Annotated in this window: 20 protein-coding genes; 17 read left to right on the top strand and 3 right to left on the bottom strand. The window is 33.9% G+C overall.

From position 1 onward, the window contains the following. Positions 1-23 precede the first annotated feature (23 nt). The 3 genes from LV89_RS07600 to LV89_RS07590 all read left to right on the top strand — a co-directional run bounded on the left by LV89_RS07600 (position 24) and on the right by LV89_RS07590 (position 4,443). The gene (locus tag LV89_RS07600; RefSeq protein WP_109742276.1) at positions 24-668 is read left to right on the top strand and encodes a redoxin domain-containing protein; all 645 of its coding nucleotides are present in this window, start codon (positions 24-26) and stop codon (positions 666-668) included. Positions 669-933: 265 nt separating this feature from the next. Then, the gene (locus LV89_RS07595) at positions 934-3,273 is read left to right on the top strand and encodes a TonB-dependent receptor (protein WP_109742275.1); all 2,340 of its coding nucleotides are present in this window, start codon (positions 934-936) and stop codon (positions 3,271-3,273) included. 6 nt (positions 3,274-3,279) lie between these two features. Then, positions 3,280-4,443 carry a PepSY-associated TM helix domain-containing protein gene (locus LV89_RS07590; protein ID WP_109742274.1) on the top strand — a complete coding sequence of 388 codons (1,164 nt, stop codon included), beginning with the start codon at positions 3,280-3,282 and terminating at the stop codon, positions 4,441-4,443. A 156-nt stretch (positions 4,444-4,599) separates the two neighbouring features. Here the strand turns inward: LV89_RS07590 and nhaA are convergent, their stop codons facing one another. After that, positions 4,600-5,754: a Na+/H+ antiporter NhaA gene (nhaA, locus tag LV89_RS07585; RefSeq protein WP_109742338.1), complete on the bottom strand. Its 1,155-nt coding sequence runs from the start codon at positions 5,752-5,754 to the stop codon at positions 4,600-4,602. Positions 5,755-6,068: 314 nt separating this feature from the next. Here nhaA and LV89_RS07580 point away from each other — a divergent pair, with 314 nt between their 5' ends. Further along, positions 6,069-6,914: a 3-keto-disaccharide hydrolase gene (locus tag LV89_RS07580; RefSeq protein WP_109742273.1), complete on the top strand. Its 846-nt coding sequence runs from the start codon at positions 6,069-6,071 to the stop codon at positions 6,912-6,914. 84 nt (positions 6,915-6,998) lie between these two features. Here the strand turns inward: LV89_RS07580 and LV89_RS07575 are convergent, their stop codons facing one another. Then, on the bottom strand, positions 6,999-7,376 hold the full coding sequence (locus LV89_RS07575) for a winged helix-turn-helix transcriptional regulator (protein ID WP_109742272.1): 378 nt from the start codon (positions 7,374-7,376) through the stop codon (positions 6,999-7,001). A gap of 160 nt (positions 7,377-7,536) precedes the next feature. On the opposite strand from LV89_RS07575, the gene LV89_RS07570 reads away from it, so the two are divergent. From LV89_RS07570 to LV89_RS07515, 13 genes are all read left to right on the top strand, one after another. Then, the gene (locus LV89_RS07570) at positions 7,537-8,415 is read left to right on the top strand and encodes an SDR family oxidoreductase (RefSeq protein ID WP_109742271.1); all 879 of its coding nucleotides are present in this window, start codon (positions 7,537-7,539) and stop codon (positions 8,413-8,415) included. Between the two features lie 106 nt (positions 8,416-8,521). Next, positions 8,522-8,767: a hypothetical protein gene (locus tag LV89_RS24875; RefSeq protein ID WP_146199101.1), complete on the top strand. Its 246-nt coding sequence runs from the start codon at positions 8,522-8,524 to the stop codon at positions 8,765-8,767. A gap of 893 nt (positions 8,768-9,660) precedes the next feature. After that, complete coding sequence (locus tag LV89_RS07565) at positions 9,661-11,058, top strand: replication initiation protein (protein ID WP_109742270.1); 1,398 nt, start codon at positions 9,661-9,663, stop codon at positions 11,056-11,058. Between the two features lie 425 nt (positions 11,059-11,483). After that, complete coding sequence (locus LV89_RS07560) at positions 11,484-12,461, top strand: ParA family protein (RefSeq protein ID WP_109742269.1); 978 nt, start codon at positions 11,484-11,486, stop codon at positions 12,459-12,461. A gap of 5 nt (positions 12,462-12,466) precedes the next feature. Next, entirely contained in the window at positions 12,467-13,441 is a 975-nt protein-coding gene (locus tag LV89_RS07555) for a ParB N-terminal domain-containing protein (RefSeq protein ID WP_109742268.1), read from the top strand. Positions 13,442-13,621: 180 nt separating this feature from the next. Continuing rightward, entirely contained in the window at positions 13,622-14,053 is a 432-nt protein-coding gene (locus LV89_RS07550; protein ID WP_109742267.1) for a MarR family winged helix-turn-helix transcriptional regulator, read from the top strand. Between the two features lie 72 nt (positions 14,054-14,125). Continuing rightward, positions 14,126-15,457: a TolC family protein gene (locus LV89_RS07545; RefSeq protein WP_109742266.1), complete on the top strand. Its 1,332-nt coding sequence runs from the start codon at positions 14,126-14,128 to the stop codon at positions 15,455-15,457. A gap of 12 nt (positions 15,458-15,469) precedes the next feature. Then, positions 15,470-16,519 carry an efflux RND transporter periplasmic adaptor subunit gene (locus tag LV89_RS07540; protein ID WP_109742265.1) on the top strand — a complete coding sequence of 350 codons (1,050 nt, stop codon included), beginning with the start codon at positions 15,470-15,472 and terminating at the stop codon, positions 16,517-16,519. A gap of 118 nt (positions 16,520-16,637) precedes the next feature. Further along, positions 16,638-19,736, top strand: a complete 3,099-nt coding sequence (locus LV89_RS07535; protein ID WP_109742264.1) for an efflux RND transporter permease subunit — start codon at positions 16,638-16,640, stop codon at positions 19,734-19,736. Positions 19,737-19,920: 184 nt separating this feature from the next. Continuing rightward, positions 19,921-20,685: a hypothetical protein gene (locus LV89_RS07530; RefSeq protein ID WP_109742263.1), complete on the top strand. Its 765-nt coding sequence runs from the start codon at positions 19,921-19,923 to the stop codon at positions 20,683-20,685. Between the two features lie 34 nt (positions 20,686-20,719). Next, positions 20,720-21,619: a helix-turn-helix domain-containing protein gene (locus LV89_RS07525; RefSeq protein ID WP_109742262.1), complete on the top strand. Its 900-nt coding sequence runs from the start codon at positions 20,720-20,722 to the stop codon at positions 21,617-21,619. 109 nt (positions 21,620-21,728) lie between these two features. Then, the gene (locus LV89_RS07520) at positions 21,729-22,715 is read left to right on the top strand and encodes an aldo/keto reductase (RefSeq protein WP_109742261.1); all 987 of its coding nucleotides are present in this window, start codon (positions 21,729-21,731) and stop codon (positions 22,713-22,715) included. Between the two features lie 148 nt (positions 22,716-22,863). Next, positions 22,864-24,054, top strand: coding sequence for a multidrug effflux MFS transporter (locus LV89_RS07515; RefSeq protein ID WP_109742260.1), 1,191 nt, complete (start codon positions 22,864-22,866; stop codon positions 24,052-24,054). Positions 24,055-24,121: 67 nt separating this feature from the next. Here the strand turns inward: LV89_RS07515 and LV89_RS07510 are convergent, their stop codons facing one another. Next, positions 24,122-24,652, bottom strand: coding sequence for a DinB family protein (locus LV89_RS07510; protein ID WP_109742259.1), 531 nt, complete (start codon positions 24,650-24,652; stop codon positions 24,122-24,124). Positions 24,653-24,739 lie beyond the last annotated feature (87 nt).

Raw genomic sequence — 24,739 nt, 5'->3', positions numbered from 1 at the left:
TTATTATCCAAAATATATTTAAAATGAATCCTTACAATAACATCTTTACACTCAATTGGGACAGAATTCTTCCAATTACTATTTTTAAAGGAAAAAACTTACAGTTCAATCCAATAAAGGTTGGAGCTGTTATTAATAATTTGATTTTCAATCAAACAAAACAAATTTGTAAAATCAACCTCGAAACGCTTGATAAAACTCCTTCATTGAAAAAAATACAAGGAAACAAACCTTTGACAATCAGCTTTTTATCAGAAGGTTGGAATCAATATGGTTTGAATCATCTGAATACTTTGAGTGAGTGTTATCAAGAGATTTCGAGTTTAGGTGGAAATTTACTCGTAATTGTGCAAGCGGGACATCAAGAAGTTACGCAAATGGCTCGATATTTCAATTTACCATTCACTTTAATTGCTGACCCAACTAATCAGATTGCCAAACAATTAGGTACATATTCAGAAGAAAATGCCGTTTGGGATAGAATAGCTGGCATTACGGAGGATGTTCCTATACCAGCAACTTATGTAATTGACAAAAAAGGAAGAGTCATTTATCATTCTATTGATGAGCATTTTACCAAACCCTTTTCACCTTCTGAAATGTTGGGAGCTGTTTTTAGTGCCGCTCATAATATTCCATATTCAATTCATTATCAGGTTGCAGCTTAGAAAAGTTTTGGTTAAAAATTAGTTTGTTATAAAAGACTACAATGCCTTGCCAATATTCAAACGAAGTTTTTACGCTTTTTCCTCACTGTATTTCATTTATCTTTTTCACAATAAATCATCTCCAAATATTGTACTAATAGAATAAAAAACTGAATTATTTAGAACAAATCTAAATAATTCAGTTTTTTATTTGGAATAAGTCTAAATTAATATAAACTTTGTGCCTATAAATTTTAAAACAATATTTTCATCTAACAAAAAAATAATGAACAAGGCGATTTTTACAGGCATTCTGTTTTTAATGAGTTGGGGAGTATTCGCTCAAAATGCGATACTCAAAGGAAAAGTAGTTACATCAGATGGTAAACCTGCTGAATTTGTAAGTGTAAGCCTCAAAGGAACAAACAAAGGAACAGTAGCTGATATTGAAGGAAATTATCAGATAAACAATTTAAAATCTGGCACTTATAATATTCTTGTGAGTTTTGTAGGGTTAAAATCTGAAACAAAAAAAGTTACTATCAAAGCCAACGAAACACAAAGTCTTGATTTTACATTAGAAGCCAATGCCACACAATTACAAGAAGTGTTGGTTTCGAGTAATCCAAGTAAATATGTTACCGATTATCCTTCGATTTCATTACGTCTAAAAACTCCACTTTTGGAAATCCCACAAAATATCCAAGTGGTTACTTCTCAAGCACTTAAAGACCAACAAATTTTTGATATGTCGGAAGGGGTTACGAGAAATGTCAGTGGTGCTGCTCGTTCAGAACATTGGGAAACTTATGCCCGAATTGTGATGCGTGGTTCAAGAATCGCTGCATTTAGAAATGGTATGAATGTAACTGAAGTTTGGGGTCCACTCACAGAAGACATGAGTATGGTTGAGCGAATCGAAATTGTAAAAGGACCTGCGGGTTTCATGCTTGCAAGCGGCGAACCAAGTGGATTTTATAACGTTGTAACCAAAAAACCTACGGGAATTTCTAAAGCTGAAGTGGGTATGACTGTCGGTAGTTTTGGAACGTATCGCACTACGGCAGATTTTGACGGGAAACTAAGTAAAGATGGTAAAATTCTGTATCGTTTGAACGTAATGGGACAAATGAAGGGTTCTCACCGAGAATTTGAGTATAACAATCGTGTATCAATTGCTCCTGTGATTAAATATCAAATCAACCCAAATACGTCATTAACAGCAGAATACACGTATCAAGGTGTTGAAATGTCGCCAATTGGGTCGGCTTATGCTTTCTCGGCAAAAGGTATTAGTGATTTACCATACAATTTTACCATGTTGGAAGGAAATCTAAAACCAACCACTATCAAAGACCAATCATTATTCGTGACACTTTCACACAGTATTAATGCCAATTGGAAATTTACAGGTCAATTAGCATATTTGAATTATGACCAAGTTGGACAAAGTTTGTGGGCATCTGGTTTTAGCGGTGATACTTTAAAAAGAACGACCTCTATTTGGGATATTTTAGGACAAACAAAAGTAGGGCAGTTTTTTGTAAATGGAGATGTTGAAACTGGAGCTTTGAAACATCGTATTTTGGTGGGCTTGGATATGGGAAATAAAGATTATTATCACGATTGGAACCAAGGCGGTATCATTGGAGACTTAAATGTTTATAAACCTGTTTATGGACAAGTTTCTGCCAGTAAATACCCTGTTTTTGATAGAAGTTTAGACATTAGAGAACGTGGTATTCATTACAATAATAGCTATACGGCGTTATATGCACAAGACGAAATTAGAGTTTTGAATGATAAATTACGCTTCACTTTGGCAGGAAGATTTACCACAACCAATGACGCAGACCCATATTCTGGCACTGTAAAAGCTGAGAAATTTACGCCAAGAGTAGGATTAAGTTATTCGGTAGATAAAAATACAAGTGTTTATGCGGTTTATGACGAAGCGTTTATTCCACAAGCAGGCGGAACTTTTGAAGGAAAGAAATTTGACCCAATTATTGGTGACAACAAAGAAATTGGTATTAAAAGAGAATGGTTGAACGGACGTTGGAACGCATCAGTTGCGGCTTATAAAATTACCAAAAACAATGTTCTGACTGAAGACCCAAATCATCAATATTTTTCAATTCAGTTAGGGCAAACTCAAACGCAAGGAATTGAATTTGATGTAAGAGGACAAATTCTTCCTGGTTTAGACTTAACGATGAATTATGCTGTAACAGATGCAAAAGTGACCAAAGATACAGATGGTTCTCAGGTTAGTCGCCAAGTGTCAGGAACTGATAAATATATTTTTAATACTTGGTTAAAATACCGTTTTCAATCAGGTGCGATGGAAGGCTTGGGTATCTCATTTGGTGTACAACATAGTGCAGGTAGAAGCAATTGGTACGGTGCTTACGACAAAACGGTTGATGCAACTATGCCAAATTATACTCGCTTTGACGCTGCGATGTCTTACCAATTTGGCAAATTTGGCGTGGCTCTAAACGTAAATAATTTATTCAATACTTATTTAATTACGGGTGGTTCATATTACACTTGGAGCAAATATTATTATTCGCAAGTTGAAGCGATGCGTAATTCTCGATTGAGTATTAACTATAAGTTTTAATTCAAGATGACTTTTAAAAAAATTACTCATCAACTACACCTCTGGCTCGGACTTTCGTCTGGGTTAGTGGTGTTTATCGTCAGCATTACGGGCTGTTTGTATGCTTTTAAAACTGAGATTGAAGAACTAACTAAGCCATATTTATTTGTTGAAACCCAAAATAAAGCTCAGTTACCACCTTCAGTTTTTGAGTTGAAAGCCAAAAAAATCTATCCAAAAAAACACTTACACGCTGTAAATTATGCAGGAAAAGGACGAAGCGTAGAAGCGATTTTTTATGGTATTGACCCCGAATATTACAATATCATTTATTTCAATCCTTATACTGCTGAAGTATTGGAGGTCAAGGATATGGATACCGATTTCTTCAGAATTATCCTTGTTGGGCATTATTATCTATGGCTTCCGCCAACTATTGGGCAACCAATTGTAGCTTCTGCCACACTTATTTTTGTTTTACTTTTAATCTCTGGAATAATTTTGTGGTGGCCTAAAAACAAAGCTGCTTCCAAACAACGATTTCAGTTTAAATGGAAACCAAATACGCAATGGAAACGTAAAAACTATGATTTGCACAATGTTTTAGGATTTTACGCTTCTTGGGTTGTGGTAATTATTGCACTTACGGGTTTAGTTTGGGGTTTTCAATGGTTTGCCAATTCGGTTTATTGGCGTTTAGGAGGTGAAAAATCAACTGTTTTTACAGAAGCTATTTCTGATACAACTTTAAAAAAGACCTACACCGAAAATTCGCCAAATATTGATAGAGCTTGGCAAAAAGTGAAATCTGAAGACCCGAATATTGATGCCATTGAAGTGCATATTCCAGATTCTGATTCGGCATCAATTGCCATCAATACAAATTCGGAAATTGGAACACTATGGAAAATTGATTATCGTTATTTCGACCAATATTCCCTCAAAGAATTATCTGTCAATCATATTTACGGAAGATTCAAAGACGCAAAACTCGCCGACAAAACAATTAGATTGAATTATGATGTTCACATTGGAGCGATTTTTGGGTTTGCAGGGAAATTATTAGCTTTTTGTGTAAGTCTAATTTCAGCAAGTTTACCCCTTACAGGATTTTACATTTGGTGGGGACGAAGAAATAAGCAAAAACAGAATAAAATTTCGGAAGAACAGTTTATTCAAACAAATAGCTAATCGAATCCCAATAATTGGGATTTAAAAAATGTATTACGTACCTGAGTATCAACGGAAGTCGTCATTTTGAACGACGACTTCCGTTAAGTACGCATCAAATCTTTAAAATTAGTATAATATTTTGCAGAAAAGTTTAAAATCCAACACCTAATTATTCTAAACACTCAATTTTCTTCGAGACGTTTTTGAAGCGAATAAAAGATAAACAAACCCGATGATTGCGGCTATCACAGAAGCAACTAAAATCACTATTTTAGAATTATTTTGTAACTCAAATTCATCAAAAGCAAGCAAAGTAATAAATATTGACATCGTAAAACCAATTCCTCCCAAACACCCCGCTCCTACTATCATTTTCCAATTTAAGTCGCTTGGAAGTTTACAAATCTTCAATTTTACCGCCACAAAAGTTAGAGCGATAATTCCTAAAGGTTTTCCAACGACGAGTCCCAACAATATACCAATTCCATATTTTTGAGTTATAATTTCTTGAAAACTTATATTTACTTCAATAGCAGTATTCGCTAATGCAAATAATGGTAAAATCAAAAATGCCACAGGTTTATGAAGGTAATGCTGTAAAATATATGAGCTTGACTTTTCATCACCATTGCCAAAAGGAACGGCAAAAGCCAATAAAACACCCGTAATAGTTGCATGAACACCCGAATGCAACATAAAATACCACATGGCAAAACCTCCTACCATATAAGGAATTAAGTTCCTTATTTTCAATCTGTTGAGTACAATCAAGCCTAAAAATATTCCTGATGCAATCAGGAGATTCATCCAAATAATCGTTTTAGTATAAAATATGGCAATCACCAAAATTGCTCCCAAATCATCAATTACTGCCAAAGCCGTCAAAAATACTTTTAATGAAGTCGGAACTTTATTGCCTAATAATGAAAGCACACCCAAGGCAAAAGCAATATCTGTTGCCATAGGTATGCCTGCCCCATTTTGAAAATTTGTGCCATGATTTATGTACATATAAATAGTAGCGGGAATTAGCATTCCTCCTATTGCTCCAAAAATTGGCAAAAGGGCGTCTTTAATTTTAGAAAGTTCTCCAATGTAAATTTCTCGCTCTAATTCGAGTCCAATCAGCAGAAAGAATATGGTCATTAAACCATCGTTTATCCAATATTCTACGCTTTGATTGCCCAAAGCAGAATGCCAAAAATGTGTGTATTCATTTCCATAAAAAGTATTAGCTATTATCATGGAAATTACTGTGCAACCAATTAAAGTCAGTCCTCCAGCTTTTTCACTTTCTGCAAATTCTTTAAACAATCTTGTTATTTTCATTTTATAAATATTAAAGTCTTGTTGATATTCCGTGAAGCCCGTTTCTAAATTGTCATAATTTAATAATTTATCCCCCAACAAAGATACTCATAGAGATTCATGAAAGTTATCTTCAACGACTTCCCTCCTATCATTCTAATAATATCCTAATGTAAATTTGGTTTGATGTAAATTTGCGTGTGACTTAGGACAAGAAAAATAACAAAATTGGTTATCATTGTAAAATTGTTATACTTCAATTTATAACAAACCTTTTTGTTTAGACTTTACCTCAAAAATTTTCACGCTTACTATTAAAACACAAGAAATCAATCATGAAAAAGATTCTATTTTTCTTTTTAATCACTATCAATGTCTTTGCCCAAAGCAAAATTTCCTCGAAAGATTGGAAGCCGTTATTTAATGGTAAAAATCTGGATGGGTGGGAAATTAAGATTCGAGGATATGATTTAAACGATAATTTTGGTAAAACCTTTAGTGTAAAAGACAAAAAAATTGTGGTGAATTATGATGCTTACGATAATTTTAATTTCAGATACGGACATTTATTCTACAAAAATTCATACTCGTATTACCGAATTGCCCTCGATTATCGTTTTGTGGGAGAACAAGCAAAAGGTGGCGAAGACTGGGCTTGGCGAAATAGTGGAATTATGATTCATGGTCAACCTGCCAAAACAATGGGCAAAGACCAAGATTTTCCTATTTCGATAGAAGTTCAATTGCTCGGTGGAAAAAATGACCAAAAACCTCGAACCACTTGTAATTTGTGTACTCCGGGTACTAATGTGACGTATGAAAATAAATTTGATACCAGACATTGCATTAATTCTACCTCAAAAACTTATGATGGCGACCAATGGGTTCATGCGGAAGTTGAAGTTTTGGGAGATTCTTTAATTCGTCATTATATTAACGGTGAATTGGTGATGACTTATACAAAGCCTGTCATCGGTGGTGGAGTGGTCAGCGGATTTGACCCAGCTATGAAACCAGATGGGCAGCCTTTAACTTCTGGTACAATTTCCTTACAAAGTGAAAGCCATCCTGTTGAGTTTAAAGGAGTTCAGTTGCTGAATTTAAAAGGTTGTATGAACAAAAAAGCTAAAAACTATAAAAGCTACTTTGTGAAAGCAGATAACAGTTCTTGTAAATTTTAAGAAATACGCAAAAATAGAATAGAAATTGAAGCTCTATGGTTTAATCCAAAAGCTTCAATTTCTGTTTTAATGGCAATATGGTTTCTAAATCGTAACTCCGTACCTTTCTCTCGATTCTTGAATTTCTTTGATATTTACATTTGCCCATGCCGCTAAACTATTGATATACGGCACTAAACTTCTTCCCAAATCTGTAATTTCATATTCAACTCTCGGCGGAACTTCTGGATATACCGTTCTTTTTACTAAACCATCAGCCTCCAATGTCCGTAAAGTAACGGTCAGCATTTTTTGCGAAATATCATGAATTTCTTTATTCAATTCATTAAATCGCATTCGCTCTCTTTCCCCCAAAACCATAATAATAAGGATAGACCATTTATCTCCAAATCTATCTAATACATTTCTAACAGGGCAGTTTTTAACGTTCCAATTATTTTTTTCTAAAATATTTTCTTTCATAACAATTTGATTTTCAACATTAGTTACTTAAAAGTAAGTTTTACACTTTACAGTGCCTTCTTGTTTATTATGCTAAACTTTAAGAATATTTGCATACTAAAAGTAAGCAACTAACTTTTAGTATGCAAGAAAATTTTAACAATTTTAAATTTAGAAAATCATGAGTAAGATATTAGTAACTGGCGTAACAGGACAATTAGGCAAAGCTGTAATTGAATTATTAATTAACAAAACACAAAAATCTGACCTTGCAGTTTTGGCAAGAGAAGCTTCAAAAGTTGAACACTTAAATGAACAAGGCGTAGAAATTCGTATTGGCGACTATAACGATGAAAATTCACTTGTATCTGCTTTTGCAGGAATTGATAAATTATATTTTGTGTCAAGTAATGACATTCAAAATCGTCTTCAACAACACCAAAATGTCATAAATGCCGCCAAAAAAGCAGGCGTAAAGCACATTATTTATACAAGTTTTCAACGTAAAAACGAAACGCCAGATTCTCCAATTGCCTTTATTGCAGAATCTCATTTAAAAACCGAACAATGGATTAAAGAAGCGGGAATTACTTATACATTCTTGCAAAATAGTATTTATACAGACATTGTACCTATGTTTTTAGGAGAGCAAGTTTTGGAAACGGGTACAGTTTTCTTCCCTGCTGGCGATGGTAAGGTTTCATTTGCCCTTCGTCAAGATATGGCTGAGGCTTCTGTTGCCATCTTAACAAGCGAAGGACACGAAAATAAGTCGTATGATTTCAACACTGAGCAAACGGTTACTTTTCAAGAAATAGCAGACATTTTAAGTGAAATTTTGGGCAAAACCATCAACTACGTCTCTCCTACTCAAGAAGTTTATATTGAAACGCTTTCTTCAGCAGGTGTACCGATGGAATACGTTGGAATGTTTGCAGGTTTCGCTGAAGCATTTAAGCAAAATGAATTTGACAAAACCAGTAATACGCTTGAATCTTTGACTGGCAAAAAACCTGTTTCTGTTAGCGACTTTTTAAAACAAGTTTATAGCTCTAAATAAATCTTCTTCAAAGTATTTATCAACAATCAGCCTTTCAATAAATTGAAGGGCTGATTTTGTGTTATGGTGGAATAATTGTAAATTTATTACAAGAAAAAAAATACGCTTGTCAAGAGTCTTCCCAAATATTAGCCTACAAACTTACTACGATAATCGTCGTAAAAAGATTCGTGTCCGCCCTACTGAGGGACAAGATGTACCTCAATTGTGTGTAAGTTGTTCTAAAGCTCAACGTCAGCAAATGACACTCGGAACAGTTTTTAGAATTGACGTAAAACTAATTGAATCCGAAAAACGTAAACCTTACCTCAAAGCCCAAACAAAAATATTAGGTCAGTTAAGTTTATTCTAAATTTTTATCATCACGATTTCATTTATCTATTATACCAAATTTACCGACGCTTTTTTGGTAAAAATGTTATACTTCGTAGTTTTATGGCTTTCACTTCGAGCATTATTTTACATTTATTAGAAACAGATAATTATAAGTTCAAATATTTATAATTATATTTCTAAAAGCATACTCCTATTTTAAAATATAACATTTTTCCTCCTTTTTCATCAACTACAAGGGTTTCAAAAGCATTTTTAATAAGATATTTCTATGCCATTTTGTTCCCCATCGAGCTTTACCTTTATTTATTTACTGTATTTATTCAACCAAAAGCTCATTGTGATACTTTGGATACTTAAAAAGATTCAAATTTGTATCAAAACAAGTTGTTAAATAAATTTATTTTAGTAAATTTGATACAAATCCGAATCATATCTATTTAACACACACCCAACAATACGAAATATAACATTTTTACCAAAAAACGTTATTCCCATTTCAAGATAAGTATAACAAAAATCCATATAATAATTTTGGTAAAAATGTTATACTTGGATTTTAGATTTTAATATTACCAGCATTATATTTTTCAAAAAAGCCCTCTGACAATCAATTAAAACCATTTGTAATAATAATAAAATAAAAGAATCACATCTCAAGTCATTTTTTTTTAATTGTGTTTGTTGTTTTTCTTTTTAATTATTGTTTTATGTATTTTCGGAGGTCATAACGTGTTCAAAATCAATAAGTTATAGCTCTAAATATAACAAAATTACCTATAAGTATAACAAAATTACCGTGAACTATAACAATTTTACCTAATTATTATAACATATTTACCAAAAAATAGCCTAATTTGACTCTAATTATAACAAAATTCCCAAAAACATTTTTTTGTTAGCCTCTATAATATGAAAAAGCTCAAAAAAGATAAATTAGATAATAATCAAACCATAAAAAAAGATACTGATGTAGTTAAACTAATCAGAAAAGCGAATAGACTTGTTGAAGGAAAATACCGCTTTGATATTTGGGAAATGCGTGTTTTTACAAAAATGCTCATGAAAATTCATCGTGACGATGAAGACTTTAAAGTATATCGAATTTACCTGCATGAAGTAATCCAAGATTTTGAATTACAAGAAGATGGACATTCGTACAAGTTTTTGAAACAAGGTGCAGAACGTTTGGGTAGGCGTGAAATACGGGTTTTGATGGATACACCAGATGGAAAAATGGAGCTTTTTACCCATATTGCTACGGGTGTAAAGAGTTTTGTGGAAGAAAAAACAGCGAAATATTTAGATATTTCCTTCCACCCCGACATGAAGCCCTACCTCCTACAACTTCAAAGTCAATTTTTGATGTATGATGTTCGTAATATTTTGAAGCTCCAAAGTTCTTTTTCAATTCGTATTTATGAACTTTTGAAGCAATACGAAACCATTGGAAAGCGGACATTGAAGGTTCAAGAATTAAAAGAAATGTTAGATGTCGTAGATAAATATCCCTTGTACGGCAATTTCAAACAGCGAGTAATTGTCAAGGCTCAGGAAGATTTAGAAAAATTTACGGATATTAAATTCACTTTTGATGAAGTTAAATCAGGTCGGGCGGTAACAGGTTTAGTATTTTGGATTATTCCTAATCGGGAAAAGCAAGATTCGGGAAATTTGTTATACTTACCAGAAGTTGCTTCGACGATTGTAGAAGACACCGACCAAGAAATTTCCCAATTACTTACGTTAACCCAACGCTGGGAAGGAGTTTCAAAAACAGTGGTTGAGCAATGGAGAAATGTTTACGGATTTGAAACCGTTTTGGCTCAAATTAAAAAGACCAATAAACAAATAAGCGAAGGCAAGAAAATTCATAATCCGATGGGATTTGTAGTTTGGTCTTTGCAAAATCCTGAAATCACTGGTAATGTAGCCGAACCCGTTAGTAAAATTGAGACACCTGTCAAAGAAGAGCCTAAATACACATCTAAACAAATTAACTTTTATTGGAATGGTGAATTTGCGAACTGGTTTGTTATTTACCTCCAAAACTTGGCAATTAATTGTGAGAAAGTTCTTTATCATAAAAAAGTAGATGAATTAAGAGCAACTTATTCTGAAAAGCTTTTTAATAACTTATTCATGTTTAATGATGGTTCGGTAAATGAAGAGTCATTAAATAGTTCTGTTGGAATAAAATTGTTAGAAACTGAACAGAAATCGAAAGAAAATATCTTTCAAGAATGGTTTTGGAATAAATTTCAAGTTAGGATTTTGCAACAACGAAGCGGTGATTGGAAAGCTCAATGATTTATTCCAAACGGACAAATTTAGACCACGGATTGCACTGATTTTACAGATTTACACTGGGACACATAGTCAGATAAAATAATAGAAGTATAACTTAATGTCGCACGGGTGAGGTTTTGCGACATTAAGTACATACTTCCGTAAAATAAAGAAGAATCTGCGAAAATCTGTATAATCCGTTTCATCAGTGGTCTATCGTTAGTCTTGTGACAAACCACTTATTGTTCCGACTCCAAAAGCTCATTGTGATACTTTGGACAAAAAACCAAAAGCTCATTATGATACTTTGGAGAGAAAAACCAAAAGCTCATTGTGATACTTTGGATAGAAAAACCAAAAGCTCATTGTGATACTTTGGACAAAACTAAATAAAGCATAACAACACAAAATATAAATTTTTAAAAACTGTATTTACCTGAAAATTAATGAAGACTAATCTTACATTAGAAAAAATTACCAATTTTTTACGTCATAATCCTTCTTTGAACGTAAATGGTGTAAATGATGAAGCGGGACTTCCGAAGCGAAAATTAGATTTAGTTTTCAATTCGAATGGCTCTCGGAAATTGAGCGAAGAAGATTTATTGAAACTTGAACCTATCTTAAAAAAATATGGATACAACGAGTTTTTGTATCAACACGCCCGAGTGATTTCGGTTGTTAATCATAAAGGAGGCGTTGGAAAAACCACTACAACGGCTTGTTTGGGAGAAACATTGGTTTCAAAAGGATTTAAAGTTCTCTTAATTGACTTTGACCCACAAGGGAATTTATCACAAATTTTAGGCGTTGAAAGTCCAGAAGTTCAAGTGGCAGATTGTCTATTTTCAGATTTAGATTTGCCTGTTATCGAAATTCTAAATAATCTTTGGTTAGCTCCGTCGGATATTTCTTTGGCAGAAACAGAGGTAGATTTACTGTCGAAAGTTGGCGGTGATGTCCGTTTGAAACACAAAATAGAACCTCTTTTAGAAGCTTATGATTATATTTTAATTGATTGCCCTCCAAGTTTGAGCAAATTGACCGTTTCTGCTTTGAATGCTTCAAATTCAACATTGATTACGATGTTACCAGAATCATCTTCATTAAAAGGTTTAAATTCATTATTAAACAGAATCAGTGAAGTGAAAAGACATACTAATCGTGATTTGATGTTGGATGGAATTGTGTTTACAATGGTGAAAAAAAATACCGTTCACGATGGTTTTAAAGATGCCGTAAGAAGTAGCATAGGTAATGAATTTAGAGTGTTTGATACCGAAATTAGGCATCTGATTGACTTCCAAAAGTCTCAGGCATTGCAAGCTACTTTGGGAACTTTAAGTAGTAATTCTGAAGCGTATAAATGTTACAAAGATTTTTGCGATGAATACATTGAATATTTACAAGTGGTTAATAAATAGGAAAAATGAAAGGGATAGATTTCAAGAAACAATTAGCCGTAAATACTGCTAATACGCTTAAAAATAACAAATTGATTAGTTCTGAAAACGTAAAAAATAACCTTACGATATTACCAGAACTCAAAAGTTTTATACCGCCATTGAATGACGACGAATATCGTTCGTTAGAAGAAAGTATTATTTTGAGTGGTTGTCGCACGCCAATATTAGTTTGGGATACAACTAAAGGAATAGTTTATAATGATGCCGAAAACCCAAACGAACCCGTATTTATTTTATTTGACGGGCATCACCGTTATGAAATCTGCAAAAGAAATAATGTAGATTTTCAGATAGATTTGATGACTTTTCAATCGATTGAAGAAGTGAAAAACTTCATGATTGATTTTCAGATTGGACGTAGAAATATGACTTCTGAACAGATTTCATATTTTAGAGGGTTAAAATATCAAAGATTAAAAACAGGTCAAGGCGGAATCAGAACAGGAAAGTCAATTGAAGAAAGTGGTTTGGAAAACACGGCTCAAAAATTGGCAGAAGAATTTAATGTAAGTCCTGCGACGATAAAACGTGATGCCGTTTTTGCGGAAGGATTAGAAAAAATGTCTCCCGCTTTGAAAGCACAGGTTTTAACAGGAAAAACAAAAGTTGATAAAAAAGCAATTCAAAAATTGGCTAAAAGTTCAACTGAAAGCCCAATCACAAGTATTGAAGAATTATATCAGCTAACAGACGGAATAAGGGAGAGCAAAAAAGTTGAGTCGAGCGATTTGGCAAGAAAATTTAGAGAAAGTATAAAAAATGCAGATGATTCTGAATTGACGATTAGTGTAAAGGGAAGTTTTTTGGTTAAAAATGAATTGGAATCCATTTGGAAAATACTCAGAAATTTACCCGAAGAAACAATTATTGATAATAATTTCTCCGACACAATTTCGGTGTTTGAAGCAACAAAATTTGGCATAATAGGAGGGGAGTAAATAGAAAACGTTTGCCAAACTATTTTTTTAGTTTTCAGGATTTTGAAAGTGTCATATAATTTTTGCAAAAATTATATGACACTTTTTTGTTTTATTCAAAATTAGTAGTAATTTTGAATTGTTGATTTTGTCAACTATATTTTATATCAACTATTTTGAAAGTCAACAATTTGTTTTAAAATGGAAATAAACACAAATTCATTACAATTCTTATTTGGAAGTACCATTAGGGCATTGTTCAAGCAGTCAGGAAAAGAGTTTGAAAATCAAGGATTAAATCTTTCGCCTGAGCAGCATTATTTACTCAGAATTTTAACTTCTCAGGAAGAATCAATACAGTCGGATTTAGCTGAAATTATGCAAAAAGATAAATCCGCCATTATGCGTCATGTTGACCAATTAGAGAAATCGGGTTATGTAGTGAGAGTAAATGATGCCGTTGACCGTCGTAAAAAACACATTGTTATTACAGAAGCAGGAACTGAACTTCTCCAAAAATGTGAAACCGTTATTGCTAATTTAATGGTGAAAAATTTGCAAGGAATATCAGATGATGAACTGACAACTTTTAAGAAAGTATTAAGTAAAATGAAAGAAAACGCTGAGAAGTAGTTTTTTTTTGAATTAATAGTTGATAAAATCAACTATGTCAATTGTCAATAATATTATAATCAACTATAATTTATGAAAAAGAATAAAGTAATCTTTTATCTGATATTAGCGGTTTTTGGCTTTGATATTCACGGTCAGCAAACGGTATCGTTAAAAGAATGTGTGGATTATGCACTCAAAAATCATGTGAGTCATTCTTTATATGATAATGAAATTGCTTCTGCCAAGCAAAAATCAACCGAAGCATTGGCGGGCTATTTACCACAAGTATCAACAAATGTAACTTTTGACGATAATTTAAAGAGACAAGTTTCTGTCATTCCAGCGGGTGCGTTTAGTCCTAACGAAATCAGAGTACAGTTTGGTAATCAGTACAATACCAACATCACGGCACAAGTTGACCAAGTGATTTATGACAAGTCGATGTTGGTAGGTATAAAAGCTGCCGAACCAAATAATCAACTTTCGTTATTGAAGAAAGAGCAAAACCAAGATGTGGTGATTTACAATACCGTTAATGCCTATTTTCAAGTTTTGGTGTATTTGGAACAAGAAAAAATTACACTTGAAAACGAGAAAAAATACAAAGAATTATTAGGGATTTTGAAGTTGAGATTTGAGAAAGGCGTTATCAAAAAAACAGATGTTGATAGAACGCAGTCGAGTTTAAACAATATTGTTTCTCAAAAATCAATTTTGCAAACCAACAAACAAGTAGCCTTGAATCGTTTGAAAAATGCCATTGGAATGCCACTAAATGAGGAAATCGTTATTTTGCCAATGACAAATTATGAATCGTTGGTGAATATTGCACAGGAATCAGTTTTTGAAGCAAGTAATATTTTAGACCATAAAATTCAAACGAATAATATTTTGTTGCAAGAATTTGACGTAAAACGTAAACAGGCGGCTTTTATGCCCACAGTTTCTATGTACGCACGTTATGGGGTAATGAGTTTTGGAAATGATTTAGGAACGGCTTTTTCAAATTGGGTAGATTTCTCGACGATTGGTTTAAAAGCAAATATTCCAATTTTTAGTGGATACCGCAAAAATAGCCAATTGAAGCAGTCGGAATTGAGTTTGTTAAGTGCTAAAACGAACTTAAAATTGACCGACAATAATTTGAATTTGGCTTTTAGAAATTCAAATTCTCAGTTACAAAAATCGCAATCAGATTTAGGTATCAATCGTGAAAATTTAAGTTTTGCTAAGGAGGTTTTAGAAAGTAGCACTTTAGAATATCAGAAAGGAGTTTCCACACTTTCAGATTTATTAAATGCCGACTATTCATATAAAGAGGCACAAAGTAATTATATCACTTCTTTGATAAATGTTTTGAGTTCAACACTCGAATTTGAAAAATCAAAAGGGAATTTAAAAAGCTATATCAGTCAATTCTAATCATTTATATCAATGAAAAAGACATTCATAATCATATTATCAGTTCTTGCAGTGGGCGGTTTTATTGGATTTACCCTTGCAAAAAATAAGAAAAAAATTGAAGCCAATAAAGTTGTTGTTGACCGTTCGATTATTCCTGTGGCAGTTGCAACTACTAAAGCAGAATATCAACTTTTTGATGGGAAAGTATCATTACCTGCCAATTTGGAATTGAACAATGAAGCAACCATTGCCATTGGGATTCAAGGGAAAATTGAAAAACTTGGCATTGAGGTTGGCTCAAGGGTTGCTAAAGGTCAGGTTGTTGGACATTTAGATTCAAAATTGAAACTTATCAATTTAAAAGCCAATGAGTTAACACTTTCTAAATTAGAAAAAGATTTACAAAGAAATACCGAATTATTTAAAGGAAATGCAGGTACGGAATTGAGCGTAACTAACTCAAAATACGATGTTGAAAATACCAGAATTCAGATTGAGCAAGTAAAACAACAAATTACAGACGGAAATATTATCTCACCAATCAGTGGAATTGTTACTTCTCGAAAATTGATGGCAGGTGAATTTGCAAGTCCAGGAACTGTTATTGCTACCGTTGTGGACGATGTACATTTAAAAGCAGTCGTTTTTGTGAATGAAAAAGACGTATATCAATTAAAGTTAGGGCAGGTAGCTTCAATTAATTCAGATGTTTTTCCGAGTAAAAACTTTGTTGGTCATGTCAGATTTATCTCACCAAAAGGTGACGAAAATCACAACTATCGAGTTGAATTACAATTAAATACCAATCAATTACGTGCAGGTACTTATGTGATGGTTGGCTTTGATTTGGGAAGAAAAACGAGTGTCTTACAAATTCCAAAATTGGCTTTAGTCGAAGGAACAAAAAATCCTTATGTGTATGTGGTTGATGGAAATGTTGCTAAGATTCAAAAATTAACAGTTGGTCGTGAAATAGGGGAGAATATTGAAGTTATTTCTGGATTACAAGCAGGACAAGAGGTAGTAACAAGCGGACAAATCAACTTGACTGACGGAAGTAAAATTAGTAAAACGAAATAGTTATTAGTTACTGGAAATTGGTTTTACAAGAGTGAAAAAATGTTTTCATTACCCAGTAGATTAATCTGTTAACAGTACAAATCAACCAGTAACTAATCACCAATTAACCAATATCAATATGTCAATTACCGAAATATCTATAAAACGACCATTACTCATTTCAGTAATTTTCGTTACGCTGATTTTGTTTGGTTTTGTGAGTTATAAACAGTTGAATTATAACCTTTTACCAAAATTTGAAGCAAATGTAATCATTGTACAAACTACGTATCGTGGAGCATCTTCAGATGAAATTCAGAATACTATTACCAAACCCATTGAAGAAGCCGTTTCTGCGATTGAAGGAATTGATAAGATTTCTTCGTCATCGTCAGAAGGACTTTCTTTAGTTACGATTCAGTTAAAATCTGGAATCAATACACTTGATGCACAAAGAGATGCGGAGAGAAAAATTAATCAAATTAAATCAACTTTGCCCGACGATGCCAACGACCCAGTGGTCAATCGTTTTAATACTGATGAAATTCCTGTTTTGAGAATCAGTGCGTCAGCCAATATGTCTGAACCACAACTTTACGATTTGATTGAGCAAAAAATAAAACCTGTTTTGTCAAACGTTGCAGGTGTGGGTACAGTGCGTTTGATTGGTGGAAATGAGCGTGAAATTCAGGTTGATTTAGACAATGACAAGTTGCAGGCTTACAATATTTCGTCGGCACAAGTAAATCAAACGATTGCCAATAGTAATAGTTCGTATCCTGCGGGAAGTGTTTTGAGTAATAATAGTAGAACTTCTATTCGTTTAGATGCCAAATTAGTAAAGGTTGAACAACTTAGAAATTTGATTATTCGTCAGAATGCAGATGGAAGTAGAGTGTTATTGAAAGACCTTGCGATTATTACCGACGGACAAACTGAAACTAAAACTTTAAACCGTAATAATGGAAAGGCAGGAATTGGTATTGAAATTGTAAAGCAAGCCGATGCCAATGCCGTAAATGTAAGTAAATCTGTAAAAGACAAATTGAAGCAAATTCAAGTTGCTTATGCTTCTAAAAACTTTTCTTATGATATTGCGGCTGACCAATCAATTTACACATTAGCTTCAGCCGATGCCGTTATGCACGATTTATTCTTGGCAATTATCATCGTGGGAGCAGTAATGTTGTTTTTCTTGCACAGTTTTAGAAGTTCGTTATTTGTTTTGGTGGCAATTCCATCAGCCATGATTCCGACTTTTATTTTGATGTATGTTTTCGGATTTTCACTCAATTTGATGACATTGATGGGGCTTTCATTGGTTGTAGGTATTTTGGTGGATGATAGTATTGTAGTTTTGGAAAATATCTATCGTTACCTCGAAATGGGTAAAAATAAGGTTGAAGCAGCCATTGAAGGTCGTCAAGAAATCGGATTTACTGCCATTGCCATTACCTTAGTGGACGTTGTGGTATTTTTACCATTATCAATGAGTGGTGGTTTAATTGGAAATATTCTTCGTGAATTTTCATTGGTTGTTGTATTTTCAACCTTAATGAGTTTGTTTGTTTCATTTACTTTAACGCCACTTTTGGCTTCAAGATGGGGGAAAGTTGAAGTATTGAGCAACAATAATTTATGGGGAAAAATAAACTTAGGATTCGAGAAATTCTTGGATAAAGTTCAACAAGAATATGGCAAATTATTGACTTGGTCGTTGGGGCATAAAAGATGGGTTTTAATCGCCATCGTTGCGATGTTTATCGGTTCGGTTTCTTTATTGGCAACAGGTTTTATTGGTTCGTCATTTGCAGGTTCGGGCGACCGTGGCGAGTTTGCCATTCAGCTTGATATGGCTCCACAAACACCGTTGGCACAAACCAATTTAGTAACAAAACAGGTCGAAGAATTACTATTGAAAAAGCCAGAAGTTGCAAAGGTTTTTGCGAACGTAGGAACGCAAACGGGAGCAGTAAGTACAGGAAGTGCCAATACCAATATTTCGGAAATTTCGGTAACATTGGTAGCCAAAGAGCAACGTAAAGTTTCAACAGACGCTTTTAGTACCGCAATCAGAGATGAAATCAATAAAATTGCGGGAGTAAAAGTGGTAATTCGTCCAGTTTCGTTGACGGGTGGGAGTGAAGCTCCGATTCAAGTAGCGGTAAAAGGAGTTGATATGCAGATGATTCAAGAAGTGGCAAATCAAATTAAAGCGATTGTGAAGAAAACTCCGGGAACGGATTACGTAGAATTTAGTACAAAAAATTTAAAGACAGAAATTGCGATTCAACTTGACCGTGATAAAATTGGTAATGCAGGTTTGAGTATTCCAGAAGTAGGAGGGGCGATTCAGTTGGCATTTAGAGGAAACGACCAATCGAAATTTAAACAGGCAGGGGAGGAGTATCCGATAAATATTTCTTTGGAAAAATCAGATAAGCGTTCCATTGAAAATGTAAGAGAATTAACGCTTAGAAATAGTCGTGGAGCAATTATAAAATTGAAAGATGTGGCAACAGTTTCAGAAATTGTCGGTCAATCAGTTTTGGAACGTTCGGATAGAATGAACTCGATTAAAGTAACAGCATCAGCAGTTGGTCGTCCAACGGGAACAATTGTGGCTGATATTCAGAAAGAGGTTTCAAAACTCAAAATTCCAGAAGGGGTAATCATTGATTATCAAGGAGAAGCACAACGTCAAAAAGATGCTTTCGGTAGTTTAGGATTAGCCATGTTGTTAGGTATTTTATTGGTTTACTTAATTATGGTGGCACTTTACGAAAGCGTAGTTTATCCTTTTGTGGTACTTTTTTCAATTCCAGTTGCTTTAATTGGGGCATTGTTAGCCTTGGCATTGACGATGGAATCCTTAACCATTTTCGCCATTGTTGGGTTGATTATGTTGTTGGGTTTAGTTGCCAAAAATGGTATTTTAATTGTTGACTTTACTAATCACTTAAAAGAACAGGGATTGTCTGTAAAAGAGGCATTAGTTGAAGCGGGCAAAGAACGTTTACGTCCAATTTTAATGACAACCATCGCCATGATTACGGGTATGTTACCAATTGCCTTGGCATCAGGGTCAGGAGCAGAAGTAAAAAATGGGATGGCGTGGGTAATTATCGGTGGATTGACAAGTTCAATGTTTCTTACCTTATTGTTAGTGCCTTGTATGTATTATATCATTGAATCTTTGAAAAATAGAGTTTCAAGATTTGGCAAGAAAACAGCTTAATTGAGTTTTAAGGGCAGTTTTTTATCATTAAAATTGATAAAAACTGCCCTTTTTACATTCTACACCTTACAAATATCAAATAATCAATTGTTTGAATTTCGTAACATTTCGTTTGAATAATGTTGTTTTTTCAGAGTTTTTGTAAAGAATTTTGTAGTTTGGTATTAGAATATTAAACAATCAGATGAATTCTTTAAAATCTCAAAAACAATCAAGAAAATTACTTTTTTTATCTCTTCTAATTATTTTCCCCTTCCTTTCTTTTTCCCAAAATGCAGATAGTTTGCATTCAAAAATTAGTGTACATGGGGCAATAACTGCTACAAACAATGGCATTTCGGTCATTCCGACCTTCATGTTGGGTAAGCCTGCCACAATTTTTGATTTAGTCGTTGCAAAAAACAAATTTAGTTTTGAGCCACAATTTCGTTTTGCTATCGAAGATGTGAAACCTTGGTCATTTATTTTTTGGTTTAGGTATAAATTAGTCCAATCAGAAAAGTTTAAAATGGGCATTGGAGCTCACCCGTCCACCGTATTTTCAAGTACAGTCGGAACAGTCAACGGTGTTACCAAAGACTTAATAACTGTTCGCCGTTTTTGGGCTGCTGAATTGACCCCTACGTATAAAATCTCCCAAAATGTGAATGTCGGAATTTATTATTTGTATTCACGTGGCTTAGCCGATGCCACTAAAAATACTAATTTTGTTGCATTAAGTGCCTCATTGTCAAATATTAAGATTAGCAATGATGTCACATTTAAGATAGCTCCGCAGCTTTACTATTTGCAAATGGACGACAAAGAAGGCTACTACGTTACCTCTACTTTTAGTTTAGCCAAAAGAAACTTTCCGATAAGTCTTTCATCAATAATGAATAAAAAAATTGACTCAACTATTCCAAGTGAAGATTTTGTTTGGAATATAAGTATGACTTATTCGTTTTAATTGTTGATAGTTTGAATTTTGTAATAATAGTACTATGGAAAATATAGAATCTTTAGAGGATTTTTATAAAAGGAAACTTGATTGGATGCCTGAAAATATTCGTAACGAGATAGGGCATTTTAATGTTTTCACACACGAAAAATACGAAGTTGGCAAAACAAAACCTTTGCCCTATAAAAGACGTGATTTTTTTAAAATTATGTTTGTCGTTGGCAATCTTGAAATGGCTTATGCCGACAGGGTTGTTACCATTAATAAGCAGGCATTATTTTTCTCAAATCCCCAAATTCCATATAAATGTGGGCAGTTGGAGTTAATTGAGGACGGTATTTACTGTATTTTTAATCGTAATTTCTTTCTGAATTTTGGCGATTTAAGTCAATATTCAGTATTTCAACCCAATGGAAATCGAGTTTTTGAACTTACGGATGAACAGGCAGAACAAGTTCGGGTCATTTATCAAAAAATGAATGATGAATTAAAGTCTGATTATGCATTCAAGTATGATGTTTTGAGAAATTTAGTTTTTGAGTTAATTCATTTTGCGATGAAGATGCAACCCGCATCAGAGCATGAAAAAATACAGATAAATGCTTCTCAACGTATTGCAACCCTATTTTTAGAACTTTTAGAGCGTCAATTTCCGATAGAAGAAAATCACCCCAAAATAAATTTACGCTCTGCTTCTGATTTTGCCGACCAGTTAAATATTCATGTCAATCATTTGAACAGAGCCGTAAAAGAAACGACCCTGAAAACGACTACGCAACTCATTGCCGAAAGGCTTTTGCAAGAAGCCAAAGTTTTGCTTAGGTACAGTAAATGGAACGTTGCAGAAATTGCCTTTGCCTTAGGTTTTACTGAAGTTACCCACTTTAATAATTTCTTTAAAAAGTATGTAGAAGTAAGTCCGACTAAATTTAGAAATGTTTGATTTTCGTAATATATTATTTCTTTTTCGTTGTTGAATTTAATAGGAAATTATCAATTTTGTTGTGTAAAAAAAAGATTATATCGTCGTGAGACGCTCAAACATAAAAGTTATGCAAACAAGAAAATTAGGAAATAGCGATTTAGAGGTTTCAGCTTTGGGATTGGGTTGTATGGGAATGAATTTTGGTTACGCTCCATTTCCAGCAAAAGAAGATTCTATTGCTCTTATCCGTAAAGCAGTAGAAGAAGGTGTCACTTTTTTTGATACCGCCGAAGTTTATGGCCCTTACGCCAACGAAGAAGTAGTAGGAGAGGCTCTTGCTCCATTTAAAGGAAAAGTTCAAATTGCTACTAAATTTGGTTTTAACATCATAGATGGAAAAATATTAGGAGTTGATAGCCGTCCAGACACAATTAGACGTGTAGTTGAATCTTCCTTAAAACGTTTAAAAATTGAATGTATAGATTTGCTATATCAACACCGTGTTGACCCAAATGTACCCATTGAAGATGTAGCAGGAACGGTAAAAGACTTAATAAAAGAAGGCAAAGCAAGCTATTTTGGGCTTTCAGAAGCAGGAGCGATAACAATTCGCAAAGCTCATGCAGAACAAAAAGTTACTGCCTTACAAAGTGAGTATTCTTTGTGGACACGTCAACATGAAGTGGATATTATCCCGACTATCGAAGAATTAGGCATTGGTTTTGTACCATTTAGTCCGCTTGGAAAAGGATACTTAACAGGGAAAATTGACGAAAATCGTACATTCGAAGCAGGTGATATTCGTGCCGTTTTACCAAGATATACTGAAGAAGCACGTATTGCCAATAAAGGTTTGTTAGACGTAATTGGTAAGTTTGCAGAACTAAAAAATGCAACCCATGCACAAATTGCTTTGGCTTGGGTGTTAGCTCAAAAAACTTGGATTGTTCCTATTCCGGGAACGACAAAAATCCATCGGTTGATTGAAAACAACGCTTCGCTAAATGTTCAATTATCAACCGATGAGTTGGCAGAATTAACCAAAGCTTCGGAGGAAATTAAAATCATGGGAACACGATACACCGAAGCTATGGAAAAATCAACAGGATTATAGAGCATTGATTGAAATTCGTAAGTATGGTTGATAATTTAATCATATTTACGAATTTATGTTTAAAGGCAAATCTTTCAGGTTTGAGAATATTCATAACAGTGGATATTAATAGATTTAGAGGTAAATTTGTACCTCAATTACATATTATATGAACAATCGTACTATTTTAATTTTAATCTTAGGTTTATTATCAGCAATCGGACCCTTTTCGATTGATACTTATTTATCTGGATTTCCGAGTATTGCTACTGATTTAAACGTAACTGTTGATGATGTTTCTTATTCCTTGTCAAGTTTTTTCATAGGAATTTCCGTTGGACAACTTATTTATGGCCCCTTACTCGACCGTTTTGGTCGGAAAACTCCCCTAATTATTGGCTTAGTCATTTATTTTTTAGCTTCGGTGGGTTGTGCATTAGCCACCTCAATTGAGATGTTGATTGCTTTACGCTTTTTACAAGCCTTGGGTGGTTGTGTAGGAATGGTTGCTCCAAGAGCAATTGTTAGAGACAGTTTTCCTGTGGAAGAAAGTGCCAAAATATTTTCAACCTTGATATTGATTTTGGGTGTTTCGCCTATTATTGCTCCTACTGTGGGTAGTTATATGATTACGGCAATGGGTTGGCACTCAGTATTTTGGTTGCAAGCGGGCATGGGATTTTTATTATTTTTTGCTGTAATTTTTAGATTAGCAGAAAGTAAACAAGCAGACCAAAGTATCTCGCTGAAACCGCAACATATTATTCCAACATTCTTTAATATTTTCAAGAATCCACAGTTTTTTACGTATGCTTTTGCGGGTTCAATGGTATCGGGTGGGGTGTATGCGTATTTATCAGGCTCGCCATTTGTATTCATGAAAATTTATAAAGTTACTGAACAACAATATGGTTGGATTTTCGGCTTGTTAGCAGGCGGATTAATATTGAGCAGTCAATTGAATAATTTAGCATTGAGAAAATATCGTTCTGAACAGATTGTTAGAGTCGTTCTAACTATTCAGACGGTGGTAGGAATATTGTTATGTTTGGGAAGTGTAATAGACGGACTTAATTTGTACACGACCATTTTATTGATTTTTATATTTTTATGTTGTCAAGGATTTAGTTTTCCCAATTCTTCGGCACTTTCATTAGTTCCATTTTCAAAGGAAGCAGGAAGTGCATCGGCACTTTTAGGGGCGATTCAAATGGGAATCGGCTCTTTAGCGGCTGCTTTGGTCGGTTTTTTAAGCAATGGAACAAGCATCCCAATGACCGCTGTAATGGCAGGTTGTGCGGTTTTGGGTTTGACTATCTTTCGGGTTGGACGTTTTATTTTAGAAAAGAATAATCAATAAGTTTTACCAAGAAAAACCCCGAATGTTTCTATTCAACATTCGGGGTTTTTTCTTGGTAAATACACTCTTAGAATAATTTTTCTTGTGGTGGTTTTGCACCTGCCAAACGAATATAAACCGTTCCTTGTCCTCTGTGGTGAGTTTGATGCTCAAAACATTTATTTAATGCCGTTCCTTTTGTCATTTCAAAACGTCCAAAAAGTTTTACATTTTCGTTTAATTGAGCAGGAGTCATTTTTTTAATTCCTTCAATTACAAAATCATAGCCAGCCAATACTAATTTAGTTACATTCGCCTTAGAAATATCCGTCGTTTTTTCAGATTCTCCCATTCCTACTGGACTTTTCTCGCCTGTTGCTGCCGATGCGAAACCATAGTTTCCATCTGTCAAGTGCAACATTTGTTGAGCAAAAGAACGCATTTCTGGCGTTGGTTTCAAGGCGTAACCTGCCTCAGGCATAGCGTCTAAATACTCCTTCGTATAAGTTCTTGCTCTTTCCCATTCTTTCACCATTTCATCTATTGAGGCTTGAGCCTTCACCGATTGAGATGTTCCTAATGCAAAAATCATTGCAAGTAATAAAGTAATCTTTTTCATGTTTTTTGAGTTTTTTAATTGGATAATATAGTTCAAGTTAACAAGTTGATTTTCTTATTATTAGTTCCTTCAGCGTAATTAAATTTG

The organism is Arcicella aurantiaca (genome assembly GCF_003148625.1).
GTDB classification, from domain to species: Bacteria; Bacteroidota; Bacteroidia; order Cytophagales; family Spirosomataceae; genus Arcicella; species Arcicella aurantiaca.
The sequence above is the reverse complement of the archived record's forward strand: the minus strand, read 5'-3'. Positions and strand labels throughout refer to the sequence as shown.